The sequence below is a fragment of the Lysinibacillus sp. COL-1 genome, from assembly GCF_059814265.1.
The window spans coordinates 369664-388453 of the sequence record NZ_JCAWSJ010000003.1 but is presented as its reverse complement, the minus strand read 5'-3'; the positions used below and the strand labels follow the sequence as shown (position 1 = coordinate 388453).

General features: G+C 36.4%; 19 protein-coding genes and 2 riboswitches. Of the genes, 6 read left to right on the top strand and 13 right to left on the bottom strand.

Going from position 1 to position 18790, the window contains the following annotated elements; translation table 11 throughout:
* Positions 1-13: 13 nt before the first annotated feature.
* Positions 14-114, bottom strand: a riboswitch (SAM riboswitch).
* Positions 115-213: 99 nt separating this feature from the next.
* The 4 genes from AC6BKE_RS06265 to AC6BKE_RS06250 all read right to left on the bottom strand — a co-directional run bounded on the left by AC6BKE_RS06265 (position 214) and on the right by AC6BKE_RS06250 (position 6132).
* Positions 214-1608 carry a protoporphyrinogen oxidase gene (locus AC6BKE_RS06265; RefSeq protein WP_058843593.1) on the bottom strand — a complete coding sequence of 465 codons (1395 nt, stop codon included), beginning with the start codon at positions 1606-1608 and terminating at the stop codon, positions 214-216.
* Positions 1609-1839: 231 nt separating this feature from the next.
* A complete protein-coding gene (locus tag AC6BKE_RS06260; protein ID WP_499856191.1) occupies positions 1840-3132 on the bottom strand; it encodes a protoglobin domain-containing protein in 1293 nt (430 codons plus the stop codon).
* Between the two features lie 624 nt (positions 3133-3756).
* Positions 3757-5043, bottom strand: coding sequence for an SEL1-like repeat protein (locus tag AC6BKE_RS06255; RefSeq protein WP_499856189.1), 1287 nt, complete (start codon positions 5041-5043; stop codon positions 3757-3759).
* A gap of 72 nt (positions 5044-5115) precedes the next feature.
* Positions 5116-6132 (bottom strand): YdcF family protein, encoded by a 1017-nt coding sequence (locus AC6BKE_RS06250; RefSeq protein WP_036124604.1) that lies wholly within the window; start codon positions 6130-6132, stop codon positions 5116-5118.
* Positions 6133-6316: 184 nt separating this feature from the next.
* Between AC6BKE_RS06250 and AC6BKE_RS06245 the strand changes: the two genes are divergently transcribed.
* Together AC6BKE_RS06245 and AC6BKE_RS06240 are read left to right on the top strand one after the other, a co-directional pair.
* Positions 6317-6787, top strand: a complete 471-nt coding sequence (locus tag AC6BKE_RS06245; RefSeq protein WP_036124606.1) for a hypothetical protein — start codon at positions 6317-6319, stop codon at positions 6785-6787.
* A complete protein-coding gene (locus tag AC6BKE_RS06240; RefSeq protein WP_036124608.1) occupies positions 6775-7062 on the top strand; it encodes a DUF2653 family protein in 288 nt (95 codons plus the stop codon). The genes AC6BKE_RS06245 and AC6BKE_RS06240 overlap by 13 nt, the downstream gene beginning before the upstream one ends.
* Before the next feature lie 46 nt (positions 7063-7108).
* Here the strand turns inward: AC6BKE_RS06240 and AC6BKE_RS06235 are convergent, their stop codons facing one another.
* From AC6BKE_RS06235 to AC6BKE_RS06220, 4 genes are all read right to left on the bottom strand, one after another.
* The gene (locus AC6BKE_RS06235; protein ID WP_036124610.1) at positions 7109-7477 is read right to left on the bottom strand and encodes an ion channel; all 369 of its coding nucleotides are present in this window, start codon (positions 7475-7477) and stop codon (positions 7109-7111) included.
* A 104-nt stretch (positions 7478-7581) separates the two neighbouring features.
* On the bottom strand, positions 7582-9204 hold the full coding sequence (locus AC6BKE_RS06230) for an S-layer homology domain-containing protein (protein ID WP_340809543.1): 1623 nt from the start codon (positions 9202-9204) through the stop codon (positions 7582-7584).
* 100 nt (positions 9205-9304) lie between these two features.
* Positions 9305-10471: an endonuclease Q family protein gene (locus AC6BKE_RS06225; protein ID WP_499856188.1), complete on the bottom strand. Its 1167-nt coding sequence runs from the start codon at positions 10469-10471 to the stop codon at positions 9305-9307.
* A 100-nt stretch (positions 10472-10571) separates the two neighbouring features.
* Complete coding sequence (locus AC6BKE_RS06220; protein ID WP_170829888.1) at positions 10572-10742, bottom strand: hypothetical protein; 171 nt, start codon at positions 10740-10742, stop codon at positions 10572-10574.
* Positions 10743-10949: 207 nt separating this feature from the next.
* Here AC6BKE_RS06220 and AC6BKE_RS06215 point away from each other — a divergent pair, with 207 nt between their 5' ends.
* The 3 genes from AC6BKE_RS06215 to AC6BKE_RS06205 all read left to right on the top strand — a co-directional run bounded on the left by AC6BKE_RS06215 (position 10950) and on the right by AC6BKE_RS06205 (position 12267).
* The gene (locus tag AC6BKE_RS06215; RefSeq protein WP_036124620.1) at positions 10950-11528 is read left to right on the top strand and encodes a TetR/AcrR family transcriptional regulator; all 579 of its coding nucleotides are present in this window, start codon (positions 10950-10952) and stop codon (positions 11526-11528) included.
* Positions 11529-11599: 71 nt separating this feature from the next.
* Positions 11600-11953 (top strand): DMT family transporter, encoded by a 354-nt coding sequence (locus AC6BKE_RS06210; protein ID WP_036124623.1) that lies wholly within the window; start codon positions 11600-11602, stop codon positions 11951-11953.
* Positions 11953-12267 carry a DMT family transporter gene (locus AC6BKE_RS06205; RefSeq protein ID WP_058843587.1) on the top strand — a complete coding sequence of 105 codons (315 nt, stop codon included), beginning with the start codon at positions 11953-11955 and terminating at the stop codon, positions 12265-12267. Before AC6BKE_RS06210 ends, AC6BKE_RS06205 begins: the two co-directional genes overlap by 1 nt.
* A gap of 284 nt (positions 12268-12551) precedes the next feature.
* Here AC6BKE_RS06205 and AC6BKE_RS06200 read toward each other — a convergent pair whose 3' ends face one another.
* Both AC6BKE_RS06200 and AC6BKE_RS06195 read right to left on the bottom strand, forming a co-directional pair.
* On the bottom strand, positions 12552-13343 hold the full coding sequence (locus tag AC6BKE_RS06200; RefSeq protein ID WP_036124627.1) for a heme ABC transporter ATP-binding protein: 792 nt from the start codon (positions 13341-13343) through the stop codon (positions 12552-12554).
* A gap of 5 nt (positions 13344-13348) precedes the next feature.
* Complete coding sequence (locus tag AC6BKE_RS06195; protein ID WP_330493949.1) at positions 13349-14395, bottom strand: FecCD family ABC transporter permease; 1047 nt, start codon at positions 14393-14395, stop codon at positions 13349-13351.
* 145 nt (positions 14396-14540) lie between these two features.
* Positions 14541-14728: riboswitch (cobalamin riboswitch) on the bottom strand.
* A 312-nt stretch (positions 14729-15040) separates the two neighbouring features.
* Here AC6BKE_RS06195 and AC6BKE_RS06190 point away from each other — a divergent pair.
* Complete coding sequence (locus AC6BKE_RS06190; protein ID WP_499856186.1) at positions 15041-15610, top strand: YdhK family protein; 570 nt, start codon at positions 15041-15043, stop codon at positions 15608-15610.
* A gap of 40 nt (positions 15611-15650) precedes the next feature.
* On the opposite strand, the gene AC6BKE_RS06185 is transcribed toward AC6BKE_RS06190, so the two are convergent.
* The 3 genes from AC6BKE_RS06185 to AC6BKE_RS06175 all read right to left on the bottom strand — a co-directional run bounded on the left by AC6BKE_RS06185 (position 15651) and on the right by AC6BKE_RS06175 (position 18781).
* A complete protein-coding gene (locus AC6BKE_RS06185) occupies positions 15651-16352 on the bottom strand; it encodes a response regulator transcription factor (RefSeq protein ID WP_036124632.1) in 702 nt (233 codons plus the stop codon).
* Positions 16330-17724 carry a HAMP domain-containing sensor histidine kinase gene (locus AC6BKE_RS06180; protein WP_089934263.1) on the bottom strand — a complete coding sequence of 465 codons (1395 nt, stop codon included), beginning with the start codon at positions 17722-17724 and terminating at the stop codon, positions 16330-16332. Before AC6BKE_RS06180 ends, AC6BKE_RS06185 begins: the two co-directional genes overlap by 23 nt.
* A 514-nt stretch (positions 17725-18238) precedes the next feature.
* Complete coding sequence (locus tag AC6BKE_RS06175) at positions 18239-18781, bottom strand: NADPH-dependent FMN reductase (RefSeq protein WP_271911067.1); 543 nt, start codon at positions 18779-18781, stop codon at positions 18239-18241.
* Between the last annotated feature and the right edge of the window lie 9 nt (positions 18782-18790).

Here is an 18790-nt window from a genome sequence, read left to right as displayed (position 1 = left end):
CATTGTTTTTTCCTTCTCATCTTCGACTCAATGGTCTTCTGGATTTAGCACCTGACAAAAAAGTTGGTTGCTGAAGCTTCAATGGGCCAGTCCCTCTGCTTCTCTTGATAAGAATGTAGTATGAATTTTTTAAATAATTAAAAGAATCATATCGTTTACTGACGAATGAGTCAAGACTATTTCACATAACAAAGATATTTTTCACTTAAAAGCTTAGAAATTGGCTAGTTCCTTTGCAAGCTCCTCACCGATTTTCTTCCCATTTTGAATACAAGCACCAATCCCTACCCCAAAGTATGAACAACCTGCGATGGATAGATTAGGATAGTTTTCTTGTAATTCTTGAACTAAACCTTGTAATGCTTCACGGTGAGCTAGATCATATTTTGGCATTTGATCAATCCATTTTGTGACATTAATAACTGTTGGCTGTTCCTCTATTCCTAGGCTCTTGCGCACATCCTCTAAAGCAACCGCTGCTAATTCTTCGTCAGACATGGCACGGAGTTGCTCATATGCTGGATTGATGCTTTTATAAAAGAGTCGCACAAGTAATTTATGATCTCTTGATGTATGCCTCCATTTACGACTTGTCCAAGTTGCAGCATTACATGTAACGTCAGAATTATGTGAGACAATATAGCCCGTTCCATCTGCTGGCAATCTAGAGTCTGGTACATCAAAACCTAAATAGATCGTAATTGCTGAAGCTGTCGTAAATTGGTCAAAATAACGGTTTAATGATTCATCCTGTAGTAGGCCTTGAACAGCCTCATTCGGCAGTGCTAAAACGACATAATCTGTCTCGATGCTTTCACCATTAGCTAAGGCAATTGAATAGTGGTTTTCTTGCTTTTGAACATTGACAGTTGCAACACCCTTGATGATCTCTACATCAGTTAATGTTTGTTCGAGACGATCAATTAGAGAAGATAAACCGTTTTTGAACGATATAAACTTTTTATTGGCTGCTTTAGCAAATTGCTCACGATTCGCATCAAAGCCTTTTATGATACTTCCATACTCGTTCTTATAGTCAATCAAGTACGGTAAAGTAGAGGCAATCGAAAGCTGGTGTAAATCCCCTGAATAAACACCTGCAAGAACGGGTGCAATTTGATTTTTCACAAGCTCTTCCCCTAAATAATAGGTTAAAAACTCTCCAATTGAACTTTCCTTTGTGAAGTCTTTGTTTGGTAAAGTCAAATCTTTTAATGCATCTTGTTTACCTTGCTCTGTAATCAATGTGCTTTGCTCCAAGGATGCCAAACTCATTGGTATTCCAAAAGTAGAATCTGCCGGAATGGCATGTAATTCATTATTCGTATAAATATAGGAAATACCTGTTTCGTTGTAAACTAGATTCTCCTCAAAATCAAGCTCCTGTACAAGCTCCATAACACCTTTATGACGAGCTACAATCGAGTCAGCACCTGTTTCCATAATAAAACCTTGCTCATGTGTTGAATATAATTTGCCCCCTAAATATGTATTTTTTTCTACAAGCACTAGACGCACATCTACATTATTTTCCTTCACTTGACGTTGTAAATAATGCATTGTGCATAATCCTGTAATACCGCCACCTAATACAACAACTGTTTTCATAGTAACCGCCCCTATTTTTAGTTCTTCCTACAGTATAAACTTATTTTCATTGAAAATTACGTTAAACCCTTTACAAATTTAGCAAAAATAGAGCTACCTCATCTGTGAGATAGCTCTAGCTTAATCATATGGAATTTCCATTTCAAGATTTACAAAAATACACATATTTATAGGTACTATAGTGTTTAATATGTCTAAAAAATACGGAAACATAAACGTTAATTTAGTAGTCTATCCTTTTAGATTTTTGGAAAAGCTTGCTAAGTTTTCTGCTGAATTCGTTACTTCTGTAAATGATGTCCCTAACTCGTTTAATATCCCGACGATTGCTTGTATTTTCGTTGCCATACAGTCGTTTTGATCCTTTGCTTCTGTCATGGCTCCCAATATGCTTGTAAATTGACCTTCAGTTTGTAACATGTTTTCCTCACCTGACGCCACTTCATCTTGAATATTTGCCAGAGAATGCTCTAATTTCTCTGTCCGTTCACTCGTTTTTTTCAATAACAATGCCACCGAAGTAACCGAATCCTTCGTTTGAATAGATAATTTACGCACCTCATCAGCCACTACACTAAAGCCTTTGCCCGCTTCTCCAGCACGCGCCGCTTCAATTGCAGCATTCAATGCCAACAGATTGGTTTGATTAGCAATATTAGTAACAACATTCATGATTGTCTCCATTTCCCTAGACATATCCGATAATTGTTCAATATTTTCTTCTATATCATGAAGTGAATGAATAATATTAAGCATATTTTGTGATTGATTTTTTAAACGTTCACGACCTTCAAGTGCTTGATTTTCAGCCAGTGTTGAGACATCAAGTGATTTTTTAGCCAATTGTTTAATTTCATCAGATTGCTTGCTTAAGCAGCAAAATGAATTATTTGTTTCCTGAGAAATTGTGGCAAGTGCTTCGGAAGAATCAACAATTTGTCGTTCAATAGCTTCTTTCTCATGCATCATTTTTTCTTTCATTTGTTCTACAGTGTTTTCAAAAGCCTCCAAAACCAGCTGCTGCTCGAAATTACAAATTTTCGATATGGCCCTGATCGTATTAAATTGATCTTGGGGGTGCTCTATATTTTTTTCGACTAAATCAATAAATGATATGGATAAATCTTGGAATGCGCAAATATACCATTGGGTTCTAAGCCCAATATGAACATGTACCTTTGCAATTTTTACTCGTCTTTGGTAATACACCTCATCAATGGTTCCGTTAAACATTTCAATAATATGCTGCCGTAGTGTTACTTTAAGTCTGTCTACAGAACTATGATGACTTATAATATCTACCAAATGATGCTCTGTTCCTATCATGTTGTAAAAACGGTTTACGATGTGATCTACATTGTCCATAACATATGGCTGGAAAGCTTTTAAATATTGTAAGTCTTGCTTCGTTAGATTCAGCATTTCAATTTGTTTCACCATTGATTGGCGAGTAGACAAATCCATTTTTACTGTATATTGCTGTAAATCCAATACCTTCGTCTTTCTCTGTTTTTGAAAAATCACACATCTTCCCTCTTTCATTCCGTTTACTTTCAGCAGGCTGAGAAACACCAAATCCCTTTTTTAACATATTGATTGATACAAGAAAAAATACCGATAAAAACAGATTAGCTATTATGCTATGGGCTAATACTCTTTCTGTCTGGCACACTTCCTCCAAAAGCATGTCGAGTACCTCTTTGTACAATCACATAAAAAATATTCCCGCTCAGCAAGCAGACCTAGTCAGTACATGACTAACAGTAGACTTATTTACGTATGCTTTATTTCAAAATCACTCATTTACATTAATCATTTTATAAATTGCTGTCAATCTTATCGATTCCGTTTTTTTACATATACCACACCAAAAGTCCCTATCTTAAAATTAATGGTAATGCATAAGAAAAAAGCTACCACAATATTATTTGGTAGCTTTTTTACCCGTTTTCTTGTTTATTATGCCTATTTTTTTTATTTTTCTTATCCTTTTTTATTAATCTTCTTTAAATATCACTATATCAATATTTTTTACCCTCTCCACAAGAGCATCTATATACCTAAAAACACAGCCCGTTTTAAATCAAAAGTTTTATAAATGTATGGCAAATAAATAATTCAAATAAACTATATTTTTTCACACAAAATTTACAATCCTTTAAGTTCCTGTAATATTTTAGAAGCTTCTGCAACACCAGCATCCGCTGCGAGGCCATACCACTTGATGGCTTCTTTTAGGTTTCTAGCAATTCCTTCACCTTTATTGTAAATATGCCCTAGTTGTAGCTTAGCATCCGCGTCTCCTTGAATTGCAGCCTGTTTAAACCAATGAATACCTTTTTCGATATTGCGTATACCAGTTAGTCCATTACTCCATATATAGCCCAAATCATAAAAGGCATCTACATGATATTGTTCAGCCGCTCTTTCATACCAAAAGAGGCCGCGGTTTACCTCCTTTGTTTGACCCAAGCGTCCCTCTAAATATATTCCACCAAGCCGATATTGCGCTTCGACATAACCTAGCTCTGCTGATTTTTTGTAGGCATTAAAGGCTGCTTCTACATCTGCTTCGATACCCAGTCCCTGCTCGTATATAATTCCTAACGTAAACATCGCCTCTGCCACATTTTTTTCTGCAGCATAGTCGAACCATTGTTTTGCTAATATAAAATCTTGCGGTACGCCCTCCCCATTGAAATACATATCCGCTAAATTATTGGCGGCATCCGCATGCCCCTGTAAAGCTGCTTTTTCATAGTATGAAAAAGCAAGGGAATCATTTTCTTCCACACCAATCCCCTCAAAGTAAAAATTCCCTAGTACGTATTGAGCATCTGCATGATTCTGAAGCGCTGCTAATTCAAACCATTTCAATGATTTTTCAGGTTGAAAATGTTCACCTTCTCTAGCGTTGTAGTATTCTCCCAATTGATATTGTGCATCTGCGTCTTGTTCTTCAACTGCTTCTTTATATAAATCAATAATGACTTCATGATCTAAATCCTCTTCATCTAAAATAGGGAGCTGTTCATCTTGATGACGGAAGTACCACTCCACAATATCAAGTACATCATCAACTACTGCTATACGGCTTGCTAGCTTTTCTAACGAAGAAATTTGCCAAACAAGGATATAGATAGATTCGGGAATGGCATCACGCAAGACATCGTCATATTCCGCTAACAATGTTAAAACATTCTCCTGTATGGACTGAGATTGTTCTGAATGGATAATTTGTAAATGCCGTTGTTGCTGTTCTTTCAATAGCCCTCGCACTATTTGATACAATATTTTTTGCAAGGCTGTTAGGGTAACTTCCGTGAATGTAAGTAATTTTATATTTTGAGCAAACCATGTATTTTCTGACTGTGTCAGATTTTGTAGGGAATCAATTCTTTCTTTATTTCGCTTGGCTAACATTTGCTCGTACATTATTTTCCTCCCTTGCACACTATGTAAAAAAACTGCCTTGCCACTATTATATGGAAGACAGTTGAAATTTGGTTACACATATGCTCTCAATAATAAGCCAACGAATAGCGTAATGATTAAAAAAACTGTAATATGGGCCCATTTATACATATCTAATAAGCCTATAAATTCTCGTGTAAATGCATTGGGAACATAGTAAAAGGCTGTCTTTGAGCCAATTCCTTCTGCATCTAGCTTTGCTTTCTTAGCATAAATACTTGCACGAAATACATGGAAATTATTGGTCACAAATAGCGAACGATATTTTTCTCCCTGCGCATGATGGTCCATTATTTTTTTGGAAAAGACCATATTTTGTTCTGTATTGGTCGATTGATCTTCGAGCAATATCTTGTCAGTGGGAAGATGATGTACATCTATTAAGTATTGTTTCATGGCATATGCCTCGGTTAGCTTTTCGTCATTGCCTTGACCACCAGAGACAATAATAAAAGCTCTCTCCCCATACTTTTTATACTGCTTTACTGCCTCATCTAAACGACTTGCTAAAAGTGGGGGCACTTTATCCCCAATTAACCCTGAGCCCAATACAATAATATAATTTGGTTCATAGCGTATGGGTGTAAAATGATACAGTATTGCATAGGCAAGGACACTTGTGTATAAAAACATTGTATAGCCAAAAACCAAAAACGCATAGAAGAAAAGAATATGCCAAAGTATATTTTCTATTTGGATAAAAATGACGAAAACATACCATATCATCATAATAACAAAACTTAGTCCGAGAATGGCTAACATTAAATTACGTACTTTACGCCCTTCCTTCTCTAATAATACTTTACTATTGAAAAACATTGCGATTGATAAAATAAACATAATGCTTGGAAAGCTTCCCAATATAATAAATATCCCCATTTCTGAAATAATCCCCTGATCATTTGGCAGCAATAATGGATAGTGCATAATGAACGCTCTTATCATATATATCCCTATTAAACCTAGTGCTACCGCATTGAGAAAGCGCCTTTTTTCTGTTAAGTACAACACGAGAAATAATGTGGTGAAAAGTGTTAAAGTTAGTAGCATCGTTTCACTCCTTTCTATTGCAGAATTTTCACAATCATGGCATTTGTCACTACTTGTTCAAATTTGGTGATATAGCTCAATTATTGAAGGCGTTTGTTTTATTTTTTAATATAGTTCATGTAATATTACTATATAAGAACTAGTTTATGACCAAATTCAAAATTATATTGGAGGAATGTAAGTAATGAAAAAAATTCTTGCCGCTCTTTTTGCAGCGACACTGATATTTTCGACTGTTGGTGCAACATTATTCATTTCGGATACGCCAACGGCAGAAGCTAAATCCTATAAATCAGGTAAAAAAGGCTTCACTAACAACAACAACAATAATAGCTCGAATATCCAAAAATCTAAGGATACTTCTAAAGATCAAAATAATGCAACAACAAATAAAAACAACTCATCCTCTACTAATAAAGTAGATACTACTAAAAAAGGTGGCTTTTTCTCTGGCGGTCTAATGAAAGGCTTAATGCTTGGTGGTCTAGCTGGTTTATTATTCGGCAGTCTATTTAGTGGCATGGGGATTCTTGGCAATATTTTAGGTCTACTCATTAATGTAGCTGCAATTGCCGTTATCGTGATGCTTGTGGTTAAGATTATGAATATGTTTAAAGAGAAGAAGCGCAAAGAGGAAGCACAATGGCACAAATAATCAACGAACAAGATATTATTAATGCTATTTGTTTATCTCAAGCTTATTATAAAAACATTCGTCCCGAGGCAGTTCTTGTCGAATTGACTTACGAAGATGACGCTGGCTTTGGTGCAGAGGTTGAAGTAAACGGTCAAATCGAAGTGCTTAATACAGCAGCTATGATTGGTGCATTACGTGTTTGGATTAAAGATGTTCTACATAGTGACCCATTCTCAACTGGGATTGAGCTTGTTTTAGACGACGAGGAAGGCATTATTGCCAAACTATCATAAAAAAAAGCAGTACAATGAATTGTTCAAAAATTCATCGTACTGCTTTTTACTTTTTCAAACGTTTCTTCATCTCTTCTTTTTCTTCCTCATTAAGAGAAAAATCTACGATAGAACGCCCTAGCATTAGCAACATAATAAACATTACTCCCGTACCAACTATTAAATAAATCATTGTAAATACTTTAGAATAAGTCGTTGTTGGATATAACCCTGTTTCTACGCCTGTTGGTATCAAACTCACTACAGCAAAATACATAGCATCTAACCAGTACCATCCTTCCGTTCCCTTGTAAAACAGTGTTCCTGATAAAATGATTAAAAACAATGTAGTAAATAATGAGATAAATTGAGGACGTTTAAATGACTTCCACAACCCTTTTACTAATCTTTTCGCAGATAATATAAATGACAGCATCCCCATTCTCCTCTTTAAATACGTTCTACAACATAGTTAGACTATACTTCGTTTTTATTAAAAACGTCAAAAGGTAGAGGTGATGTCCCCCTACCTTTTCAGCATTATTTAATGAATATTTGACTAAGGTTTGTAAATATTTTAGCGGCTTGACCTCTTGTTGTGACAGCTTCTGGTGAGAATTCCCCTTCATTTCCTGTCACAATCCCCAACTCATACAACATGGTAATGGCACGTTTTGTTTCTGCATTATAAGAGGTTACATCTGTAAATGGCACATCGCCCTTTGCACTATATGGTTGATTAAATTGCTGTTCATAGGCACGACTTATCATTAATGCTAGTTGAGCACGTGTAACAGACTGTCCAGGGTTAAATTTCCCATCCGTTCCTTTAATAAGCCCATGAACATATGCTGCTGCAATTTCTGATTGTGTTACTGCGTCATAATTTGCAATGTCAGTAAATGGTGCCTTCTCATCTGTAGATAACTCTAAACTTCTCACAAGAATAGCAGCGGCCTGCGCACGCGTTACACTACTATCAGGTCTAAATGTCCCATCCGTATAACCATTCATTAGCCCAGCACCCGCAGCTTTTTGAATGTATTCTTTCGCCCAGTGCTGTGCTGTATCTGTAAAGCTTACTGTTCCCTTTGTAGTGAAAGTAATCGTTGGATTTTGAATACTTTCATTACGAGCTGCATCGATTGCTTTGATGGAAACATTGTAGGTTGTATTTTCTGTTAAATCTTCAAGTGTAAATGTTGTCGTATCTGCATCCAATGTTGAGATTAATTTTCCATTCACATAGACATTGTAATTTGCCACACCTACATTATCTGTCGCGTCCTGCCATTTAACCTCTACAGTTGTACGATCTTTCACATCTACTTGAATAGCCTTCGTTATATCCCATAACGAGCTAGTTTTAATGATTGGTAAAAATGCTTCATTTGCGACCGCTAAATAACCAGCTTCACTTAAATGAATGTTATCAGGGTTTGGTAAATAGCTTGCAACATCCTTTGCAACAACATCGTATGTCGGCACAAAAATGGCGCCTGCTTTTTCAGCGGTTGCTTTAATTGTTGAATTCACTGTAGCCAATAACAGTTTAAATTGATTTTGTAGATTCTCACTATAGTATGGGAAAGAATTATAATAGCCCATCACATATATTTCTGCTTGTGGATTTATCTTTTTGATTTCAGATAGGATTGTAGCAATATTCGATACAGCTTCTTTAGTAGCTTTAACAAGGGCCATCGTATCAATTCCCGTTGTTTGGGACTCTTTTAATAATGGTAATAAATCATTTGCTCCAGCCGTTAATGTAATGATTTCTGCCTCTTTAATAGAAGCTCGTAACTTTACTTGTTCCTTTGTGTATCCAAAACCTGTGACTGTTTTTTCTACATCATTTTGTAAATCTGCTAAAACATTTTTGGTAGTGTAGCCTGACATAGCAAAGCCCTTATTATAAGAAGTAAGGAAGCCACCCTGCTGTAAGGCCTGTGCAATAAAATCCGTGTAGCCTAACCCAATAACACCTACCTCATTCATTCCATGTGCTAATGAGTCGCCTAGTGCCACATAATCAGATTGAATAACCCAGCTTGGTGCTATGTAGTCGTCTTGTTCTTGTGCATTAGCTACTACAGGGATGGTTAATTGCAAAGCCAGTACACTCGCTGCTAAATAACGAAATTTCTTTGATAATCGCATTTACTCTCTCCTCCACTTGTAAAATAGTCATTGTTTTCACTATTTTACTAGAGGCGAGTTAAAAATAGGTTAAATTACAGCAATCTTTTTAAACTTTTCTCTACTCAGACTGTATTTTTCCATATATTCCACCACCACCAACCTCGATCGCTAATTGACCCGTTCTAGCTAAATCAATTAAATGGGCGATTTTATGTGGCACAACTTGTTCAAGCTGGTTGAGCGTTACCACATGTAAAATATTCATTTCAGTACCAAATGCTTCTATTAGACGTTCCATCATTTTAGGGCCAATACCAGGGATGAAATCAAGTGGTACTTGATGAATATAAGGCGGTCTATTTCGTTCATTCAGAAAATCCTCTGATAGTTCCTGAATACGTGTAGCTACACCCTTTACGATTTGCATACTTCCACAGTTTGTACATATGGTAGCTTCGTTACCTAGTCGTTCTCCACATTTAGCACAGACCGTTTGATGATACTTGCCAAGCAAAGGATTTAAACCATAATTCGCTGTTACTGCTCGACCTTGTTGTTCATGTAGAGCCATTTTTAATTCTGCAAAATTTGCTTCTGCTAATTGTAACTTTTGATACTCACGTGCCAGTTTTCCAAGCGAATGGGCATCAGAATTACTAACGAACGTATATGCTTGTAATTCTTTGATACGACTTACCATATTGGTATCAGAGCTTAACCCTAATTCAATGGCATCGATAAGCTGCGGATCAAAGACTTCTGTTAAGCTACGCTCAACCCCTCTACCAAACAAACTTTTAAATGGTGTAAAAACATGGGCAGGAATAAACAGACCTCCCAATTCATGCACCTTTTGCTGTAATGTGAGACCGTCACAATAAATTCGCTGTGAACTCAAGTGGATATTTTTCATATGTTGGGACATCCAATCAGAGAACTGCTTCATTAGCATCAGTGTTGGAAAGTAAGCAAGCACATGAATAGGTCCATGACAATATTGATCGTAAATTTCGATTTCCGACCCTGGAATCAACGTTGTTTCCTGAAAGCGTAGGCCGCCCTCTTTTAATTCCTGTAGTTCACCTTGTTCAATCATCTCCATCATTTCTTCGATTACTTCGGGTGAATGACAATCAATAATCCCAATAATATCTAATCCCTTTCTAGCACTAGCAGTCTCTAAAATTTTTGCTAATGTTAATGTTTTACTGCCAGTAATTTTCACTGCTCGCCCACTAGAAGTACGCCCAATATGAATATGTAAATCTGCATAAAATGTTTGCATTTCAATCGCTCCCTTTAGTATTTCAAGTACGTAAATTTTTTTGTTCAAGCGGACTCAAGATAAAAATACCTTACATCACAGCAAGGTATTTCTCACTTTATTATGATGGATGATTGGTGGTAGTGCTATTATTTGTCTCATAAGCACCTGAACTATGTGATGACCCTGACGATGAATCATAGGCAACTAATGTCACACCAATCTTTTTTTCAAGCTCGTTAATTTTCGCAAGTTGCTGTGGATCTAATTGAGCAAATTTAATGTCTTCCATTATCATCAATCCTTTCACTCATAAAGTTCCCTGAAATAAAAAAAGTATACGTCATTTCACCTCATCACAATTGCGTACTGCTCTGTGATTTAGCTAATTTCCAAACGTTTGTTGAATGAAAATGACTGATATTCAGTCATTTTTTATTGACATTGTTTTTCTCATCCTGTAACATACTAAACAAGTAAGGCAAAAGTGAGGGATTGCATGTCAAAGGAAGAAAAAATTATTCAAGCTGCAATTGAAGTTTTTCGCGAAAAAGGAATTGAAAAGACGAAGGTTTCAGATATCGTCAAAGCTGCTGGGATTGCTCAAGGAACATTTTATCTCTACTTCCCATCACGCCTTTCTGTCATGCCAGCTATTGCAAAAAATATGGTAGAAAGAATTATTACTACCGTAGATGAAGGTGTTTCAGATCATAAGCCTTTTGATCAGCAACTTGAAGAGGTTGTTGAAATCATTTTCTCGATCACAAAGGAATATGGTGATATCGTTGCACTCATTTATGCTGGAATTGCACAAACAGAGCATTTAAAAGAATGGGAAAGCATTTATGCACCATACTATGATTGGATGAGTAATTTCTTATTAACGGCTCAACAACAAGGCATCATTCGAGATTCAATTAATCCATCACGGTCAGCAAAGCTTATTATTGGTCTAATTGAATCTGCCGCAGAACAAGTTTATTTGTTTGATGACAGCAAGGATGAAACGATGACACTGCTTAAGCTTGAACTTCTAGACTTTTTATATCATGCACTTGGCCTACGTCACGCGTAAGTGACGTTCTCTTTTATCTACAAAATGACTGAACGTCAGTCATTAATTCTATTAATGAAAGGATTTTAATTATGCAAAAAGAATGGTTATATGTCGGTCTAACAAGTTTATTTGAATTGTTTTGGATATTTGGTTTTAATGTAGCAAGTTCCTGGTGGCATTGGATTATTATTGTGTCTATAATTGCTATCGATTTTCACTTCTTATCAAAAGCTTGTGAAAACCTACCTACTGGTACCGTATACGCTATTTTCGCTGGTGCAGGTGCAATTGGCACTACGTTAATGGACATTTTTATTTTCGATGGAGAGTTTAATGCGATTAAAGGTATTTTCATGTTTATTTTAATATCGGGCGTTATTGGATTAAAATTAGCAGATAACGCACCAACAGATCACGATGAAAAGAAAGGAGTGAATGCATAATGGGTTGGGTATATATTTTATTAGCAGCAATAGCCGAAATTATAGGTGTTATTGGATTACGCTTTTATAGTCAAAATAAAACGATACGAAATTTATTATTATATGTCGGTGGCTTTGGATTATCATTTGCCCTTTTATATGCTTCCTTCAATTATTTACAGCTAAGCATTGCCTATGTTGTCTGGGTAGGTATTGGTACTGTCGGTGCAGTGCTTGTCAATATCATTTTCTTTGGTGAATCCAAAAATCTACCACGAATTATCAGTATCATCGCTATTATCATCGGTGTAGCAGGGTTAAAGGCCGTATCTTAATTAAATTACACTCAAAGGACATCCTTCTTATATCGAGGAATGTCCTTTGTCATTTAAACCATTGAGTATATCTTTGAACCTGTTACATTTTTATAATTAAAAACAGATACACTGCGGTCCTTACTCTAGCTAATGAAAAATCCGTCTCCTGTATAAACATTGACTATTTTTCTAACTAAGAAACATAAAAACTCTTCCTGGTATGACTGTTTCCAATGCCATGTATTTTCGTAAATGCTACTTTCATAATGAATATATTATGTAAATTAGTTGTCCTTACTTTTTTAAACTTGACTGACCTTCTTTGCGAATTGATCAGGAACATACGTGAGGTATGGTTTACCAGTCAAGGAATGTGTTTGAATATCAGCAAAAACACCAAATACTTCTTGTAACAATGCTGGTGTTAGCACTTCCTCCGGTGTCCCATGACACACGATTCGACCTTGCTGCAACACGTAAATTTGATCACAGTACATTGCCGCAATATTCAAGTCATGTAAAGCCGCAACTACTGTTAAATGTAAGGTTTGAATTAAGTCCATAAGCTGAAGTTGATGTTGGATATCTAAATGATTCGTTGGCTCATCTAATATAAGCACTTGTGCTTGCTGTGCTAGTGCTCGTGCAACCATTACACGTTTTTTCTCTCCACCTGAAAGGGAGCTAAAGCTTCGTTTTTCTAAATGAGCTATACCTGTTTGCTTCAAAGCATCTTTAACAATTTGAAAATCTTGCTCTTGATCTAGCTCTAACAGTTTTTTATGTGGCGTTCTCCCCATGCTAACTAAATCATGTACAGTGAAATCAAATAAAACAGGTGTATCTTGACTAACAACAGCTAAATTCTTCGCAATTGCTTTACTAGATTGCTTTAAAATATCATGCTCATTTAATAATACCGTCCCGCTTTCAGGTTTTAGAAGACGATACATATTTTTTAGCAATGTTGATTTGCCACTACCATTAGGGCCAATTAACCCAACAAACTGCTTTTTCTTTATTTGAATACTTACTTCATGTAGTATACGTTGATCGTTAATGGAGAATGATACTTGCTTTGCTTCTAATGTCATATAAGTTAATCTCCTTCACCGAAAGAATAATTATTGCGACGGAGTAGCCAAATGAAAAATGGACCTCCACAAAAGGCTGTAATAATACCAATTGGCATTTCCTGAGGAGCAATGATAATTCGAGCAAAGGCATCAGCCCACACTAAGAAAATCCCCCCTATTAAAGCACTAATCGGTATCACATATTTATAGTTAGATCCCACAATTAAACGTACTATATGAGGGATAATTAGACCTACAAAACCAATAGAGCCACTGACTGCCACCAGTACACCTGTTAACAGGGAGACAAGTAATATAAGCTGAATCCGAAATTGCTGAAGATTAACGCCTAACGTCACTGCCGCTTCTTCCCCAAGTAAAAGTAAATTTAAATTTCGATAGTGTAGCCAGAGAAGCCCAAATACGACGAAAAATATGGAAGCTGGAATGATAATATTATTCCATTTAGCTCCTGCTAGACTACCTAGCATCCAAAACATAACAGCTTTTAAAGCCCCCTCTTGCTTTGACATCATTAAAATAAAATTAGAAATGGCCGTTAAAATAAAGGAAACAGCCATACCTGCCAATAACAGACGAAAAATAGAAACCCGTCCCCCAACACGAGATAAGAAAAACACCAGTGCAATGGCAAGTAATGATCCTAGAAAGGCTGATATTGAAAGCGCGTAAATACCTAAAAATGAAAAGGCTCCTAAAATAATCACAGATGTCGCTCCGACGGCTGCCCCTGAAGAAATCCCTAAAATATACGGGTCAGCAATGGAATTTCGCACAAGTGCCTGAATGGCTGCCCCCGCAATGGCTAATCCAGCACCAACAATAGCAGCCAATAAAACACGAGGTGCTCTTATTTGCCAAATGATAATTTCCTGTGAGCGACTCCAATCCTGCTCTATGGCATTTTGTATAAAGGGGATTTTAGAAAGAATAACTTTCCATACATATAATGGTGTAACTGAAACTGAGCCAACCATTACAGCAAAGGTCATTGAAACAATTAATACCATAAAAAGTACGAAGGAAAATAACATAAATTTTTTATTCATCTGTTTCAAACTCCTACTGAATAGTGATGAATGAAGCAATAAAAAAAGGTATTCCATACGCAACGACGCATAGAAATACCCTAGAATAAACAAAGTCAGAAAAAATCCAGCTATTGTCCGTAATTGCTTGCATCCTCGTGGGCATTACAGGTATTACTAACTGGCAGGTCTCCTGGCTTCGATTCAACACCCTATAATTACCTTCCCATTCTTCCACAGTGGCAAATAATATTATAGGACTCCTCGTTACAGTTGCGGGACAGCGTCGGACTTACACCGACTTCCCTTTTAAGTGACATTATAAAATGGCACACCAATAGTATTTGAATTTATAAAATTGTGACGATTCTATCATACATTTTTATAGATTGTTAGTCTACATGGAATTTTATTTCTAAGGAAGAACAATATATAAGCTGTATCTTCGCAGTTTTGAGCACAATAGCTATTTGCTCGTTATAAATTGGCTATCTATTACTTAATAGTTTTGGCATGGGAGGATACTCCACCACATCTTAGCCATTTTTCCTATCACATACATCAATAACATTTCGCTCTCTTCATTCATGTCAAAAAGCAATTGACATCCATCATTTCTGCACATTTGTTTGCTACAGTAAGGGAAAATAGTGAGGAGGATATTACATGATATTTAAAAGAAAATGGTCTACTGGACTTCTAGCAGTAACGGCCTTCATTAGTTTAACAGCTTGTGCGGAGGAGCAAACGAAGCCTGCATCTACTTCCAATAACACTGCTGAAGAAATGGATCATTCTACGATGAACCACTCAAGCTCAGGTGAAGTACCATCCACATTAAAGAACGCGGATAATCCGAAGTTTTCTGTTGGAAGTAACGTGATTATTACGGATGGACATATGGACGGTATGAGAGGTGCCGAAGCAACAATAATAGGTGCCTATAACACAACTGCCTATGTTATTTCCTATGAGCCAACTTCCGGTGGAAAGCGTGTAGAAAATCATAAGTGGGTGATTCATGAAGAATTGATTGATCCAGAAGAAGCACCACTAGCCCCTGGCACAGAAGTAAAAACGGACGCAGCGCATATGGAAGGTATGGAAAATGCGACTGTCCGTATTGAGGAGGCTATCCAAACGACTGTTTATATGGTTGATTACACTTCGACCACAAATGGTGAAGCTGTTAAAAATCATAAATGGGTGACAGAAGAAGAATTAACCTCAAAATAATATAAACAACCTCTCCAGCATTTCTGGCAGAGGTTGTTTTCTAGCTTTTGTGTTGTAACGGTTTTCTATCAATTGACTTATGCCATTTATAGCCGATACCCCATACTGTTTGCAAGTAATCATCCGCAGGGAACCCACTTTTTCTTAATTTTTCTCGTAAATTACGCACATGAGAATCAATGGTACGATCTTCAATTGTCACATTATATCCCCAGACTGTGGTGATTAGATGTTCTCTAGAAAATACTTTATTTTGATGATCTAAAAATAAAACAAGCATGGAAAATTCCTTTGGTGTTAGGGGAATTGCCTCATGTTGAAAATATAATTCAAAGGATTCCTTATCTAAGCGAAGACCCTCAAAGCTAATAACCTTTTCCTCTATTTTCGATCTTCTTAATACCGCATATATACGTGCTAATAACTCTTCCTCATCAAAGGGTTTTAATATGTAGTCATCAGCACCGAGGTTTAAGCCTTTGACAATATCCGCATGCTCTCCTTTTGCAGTAAGCATAATGATGGGTACATCCCAAAACTTCCTAATTTCTTGGCACGCCTGCCACCCATCCATCTCTGGCATCATAACATCCAAAAGAATTAAATCTGCATGCCCATCTTCTAAAAAATCGAAAGCCTCTTGAACGGAAGACATAGCTCTACAATAAAAATTCGGCTCTAAATAAAGGGTTAATAAATCTAACATTCTTGGCTCATCATCAATGCATAAAATGGTTTTCATCTGTTTCTACCCCTTTAAAAGATAATTCAAAAGTAGTTCCTTTATTTATTTCACTGCTAACCTTCACTTCGCCCCCATGCGCCTGTACAAGTTCCTTGACAATAGCAAGCCCCAGTCCAGAACCACCTAAAGCACGACTACGAGATTTTTCCACTCGATAAAATCGTTCAAAAATATAGGGTAAATCCTTCTTTGGAATCCCCTTCCCTGTATCTTGAACGATAATGCTTAAAACATCATTGTGTTTCTTTGCGGTGACTGAAGTCGTATCTCCTGACGCACAATAGATTAATGCGTTATTTAATAGATTTATTAGGATTTGCTCTAGCCTTGCTTCATCTGCCCATACTGTCAAGCCCTCTTCATAACGTACAATAAAATGTATACCTTTCTCTTGAAAAGCAGGGCTTAGCTTTTTTTCAATGTTTGTAAAAAATGAATTTAAATGTACGTTTTGTTGTTCAATCACAAACGAGTTTTCATCCATTTTAGCTAAATCAAATAAATCTTTAATTAATCGAGAAAGTCTATTTGTTTCTTCTATTATAATGGCTAAATACTTTTGACGATCCTGCTCTGTTAAATCCCGTTTCGAAAGAATGTCGGTATAGCCTTTAATAAAGGTTAGCGGTGTGCGAAGCTCATGTGCAATGCTCGATAAAAATTCCTTACGCTCATGCCTTAAATGATTCAGATCGTTAGACAACAGCTGTATAGCATTCGATAAATCCCCAAGCTCATCCTTCCCATTGGTAGAAAGGGCGACTGTAAAATCACCTTTGCTCATTTTCAATGTGGCCTCTTTCATTTGAATTAATGGTTTAGCAAGCTTTCGAGATAGAACGATAATGACTGCTATAGTGACAAGACCAGATACTATACCAACGATGAGAAAATGTTTATTTAAGCGTTTCATTAACGCATGAATGGAGTCTGTATTTTGAAACATAAAGACATAGCCAATCGTTCTTTGCTGATTTTGAATAGGACTAATAGTGGCAATCGCTTGAACCTCTTGCCAATCGTCTTGTAAGATCCTTCCCTCATACGGTATTTTTCCCTCAATCTTATGGATCATATCACTAATTTCTAAATCAGGCTGCGAAGAAACCAGTATTGTTCCCTCATAATCAGTCACTACTACATCCGTACTTTCATTAGATTCCATAAGTACCACATGTGCTAGCGTTTCCTCGTTGAAGTTCTGTTCTAATACTGTACGATGTGAATTTCCCCTTGCTTGCAAACTTGCTAGCTCTTCCTCAACTCTAGAATTGGTTAAGGAGACATGTAAAAAAAACATCATAAATGTTTCGATACAAAATAATGTAATAAAAAAGATGATGCCCAGCTTTAGTGATAATTTTCTCATCTGTAACCACCATTTTAGAATTTCTTAAAAGTATAGCGTGAAAGTATGAAGATTTCATGCAGAAACAACATTAAAAAAATGTCTATAACGAAATGGACCTCCACTAAGGGAAATTTCTTGATGCTAATGCTTCTTCTTGTGCAGGGTCTTGGATCCGGCACAACTTTATAAAACGATTGTCACAACCCATGTACGTCAGCAACAGTTAATTAATTTAGTACTTAATATTGCTTAAGCTATCCTCGTTAACCAGACTTGCTATAAAATTAGTTGATGAGTAGTGGATTGATTGAAGAAAAACAAGCGACTCCTTGGGGATTAGCGTCACAGAAGTAGTTTTGGAGAGAATAATGTGGGTGAAACAGTTTATCGGATGATCCTTGAAAGCTTAGCTCTATGCAAAGAACAAAGTGATCGTTCACAAAGGAAATCAACTTTGCTTTGCTCAACTGCTATTCTTATTTTTCTAATAAGATGACCCATAAGTAAAGTATACTTATGGGTCAGATTTTAATTAAATGTATTTTTTTGCCCAGTTTAAAAAGTTATCGATGACTACATCAAGGAATTTTACTGTACCTTCATCAGTTAAATTGCCTTCTGCATCGAATTTAGTGTGAACAGCACCAATGTAAACATCATTGCCGCTTAGTAATGGTGAGTTAATGCCAGGAGAGAATAAAATATCGCGTAAATGTAATTGCGCTTTTACAGTACCTAAGTTCCCCATAGATGCACCCATAATGATAGATGGTTTACCAATCATTACTTTATCTACACGAGATAGCCAATCAATGGCATTGACCATAACGCCTGGTACTGTACCATTATATTCTGGTGTCACCCATAGTACAGCATCTGCCGCCTTTACTTTTGCTTTAAAATCAAGAACCTCTTGCGGTGCTTCATTTTCGATATCTTGATTATACATTGGTAGATCCTTTAAGCTTAAAACTTCAAGATCTAACTTTTCTGTATAACGTTTTTGAATAAATTGAGCTAATTGCATATTATAAGATTCTTTACGGATACTACCAACGATAGCTACCACTTTCATGATGTTTCC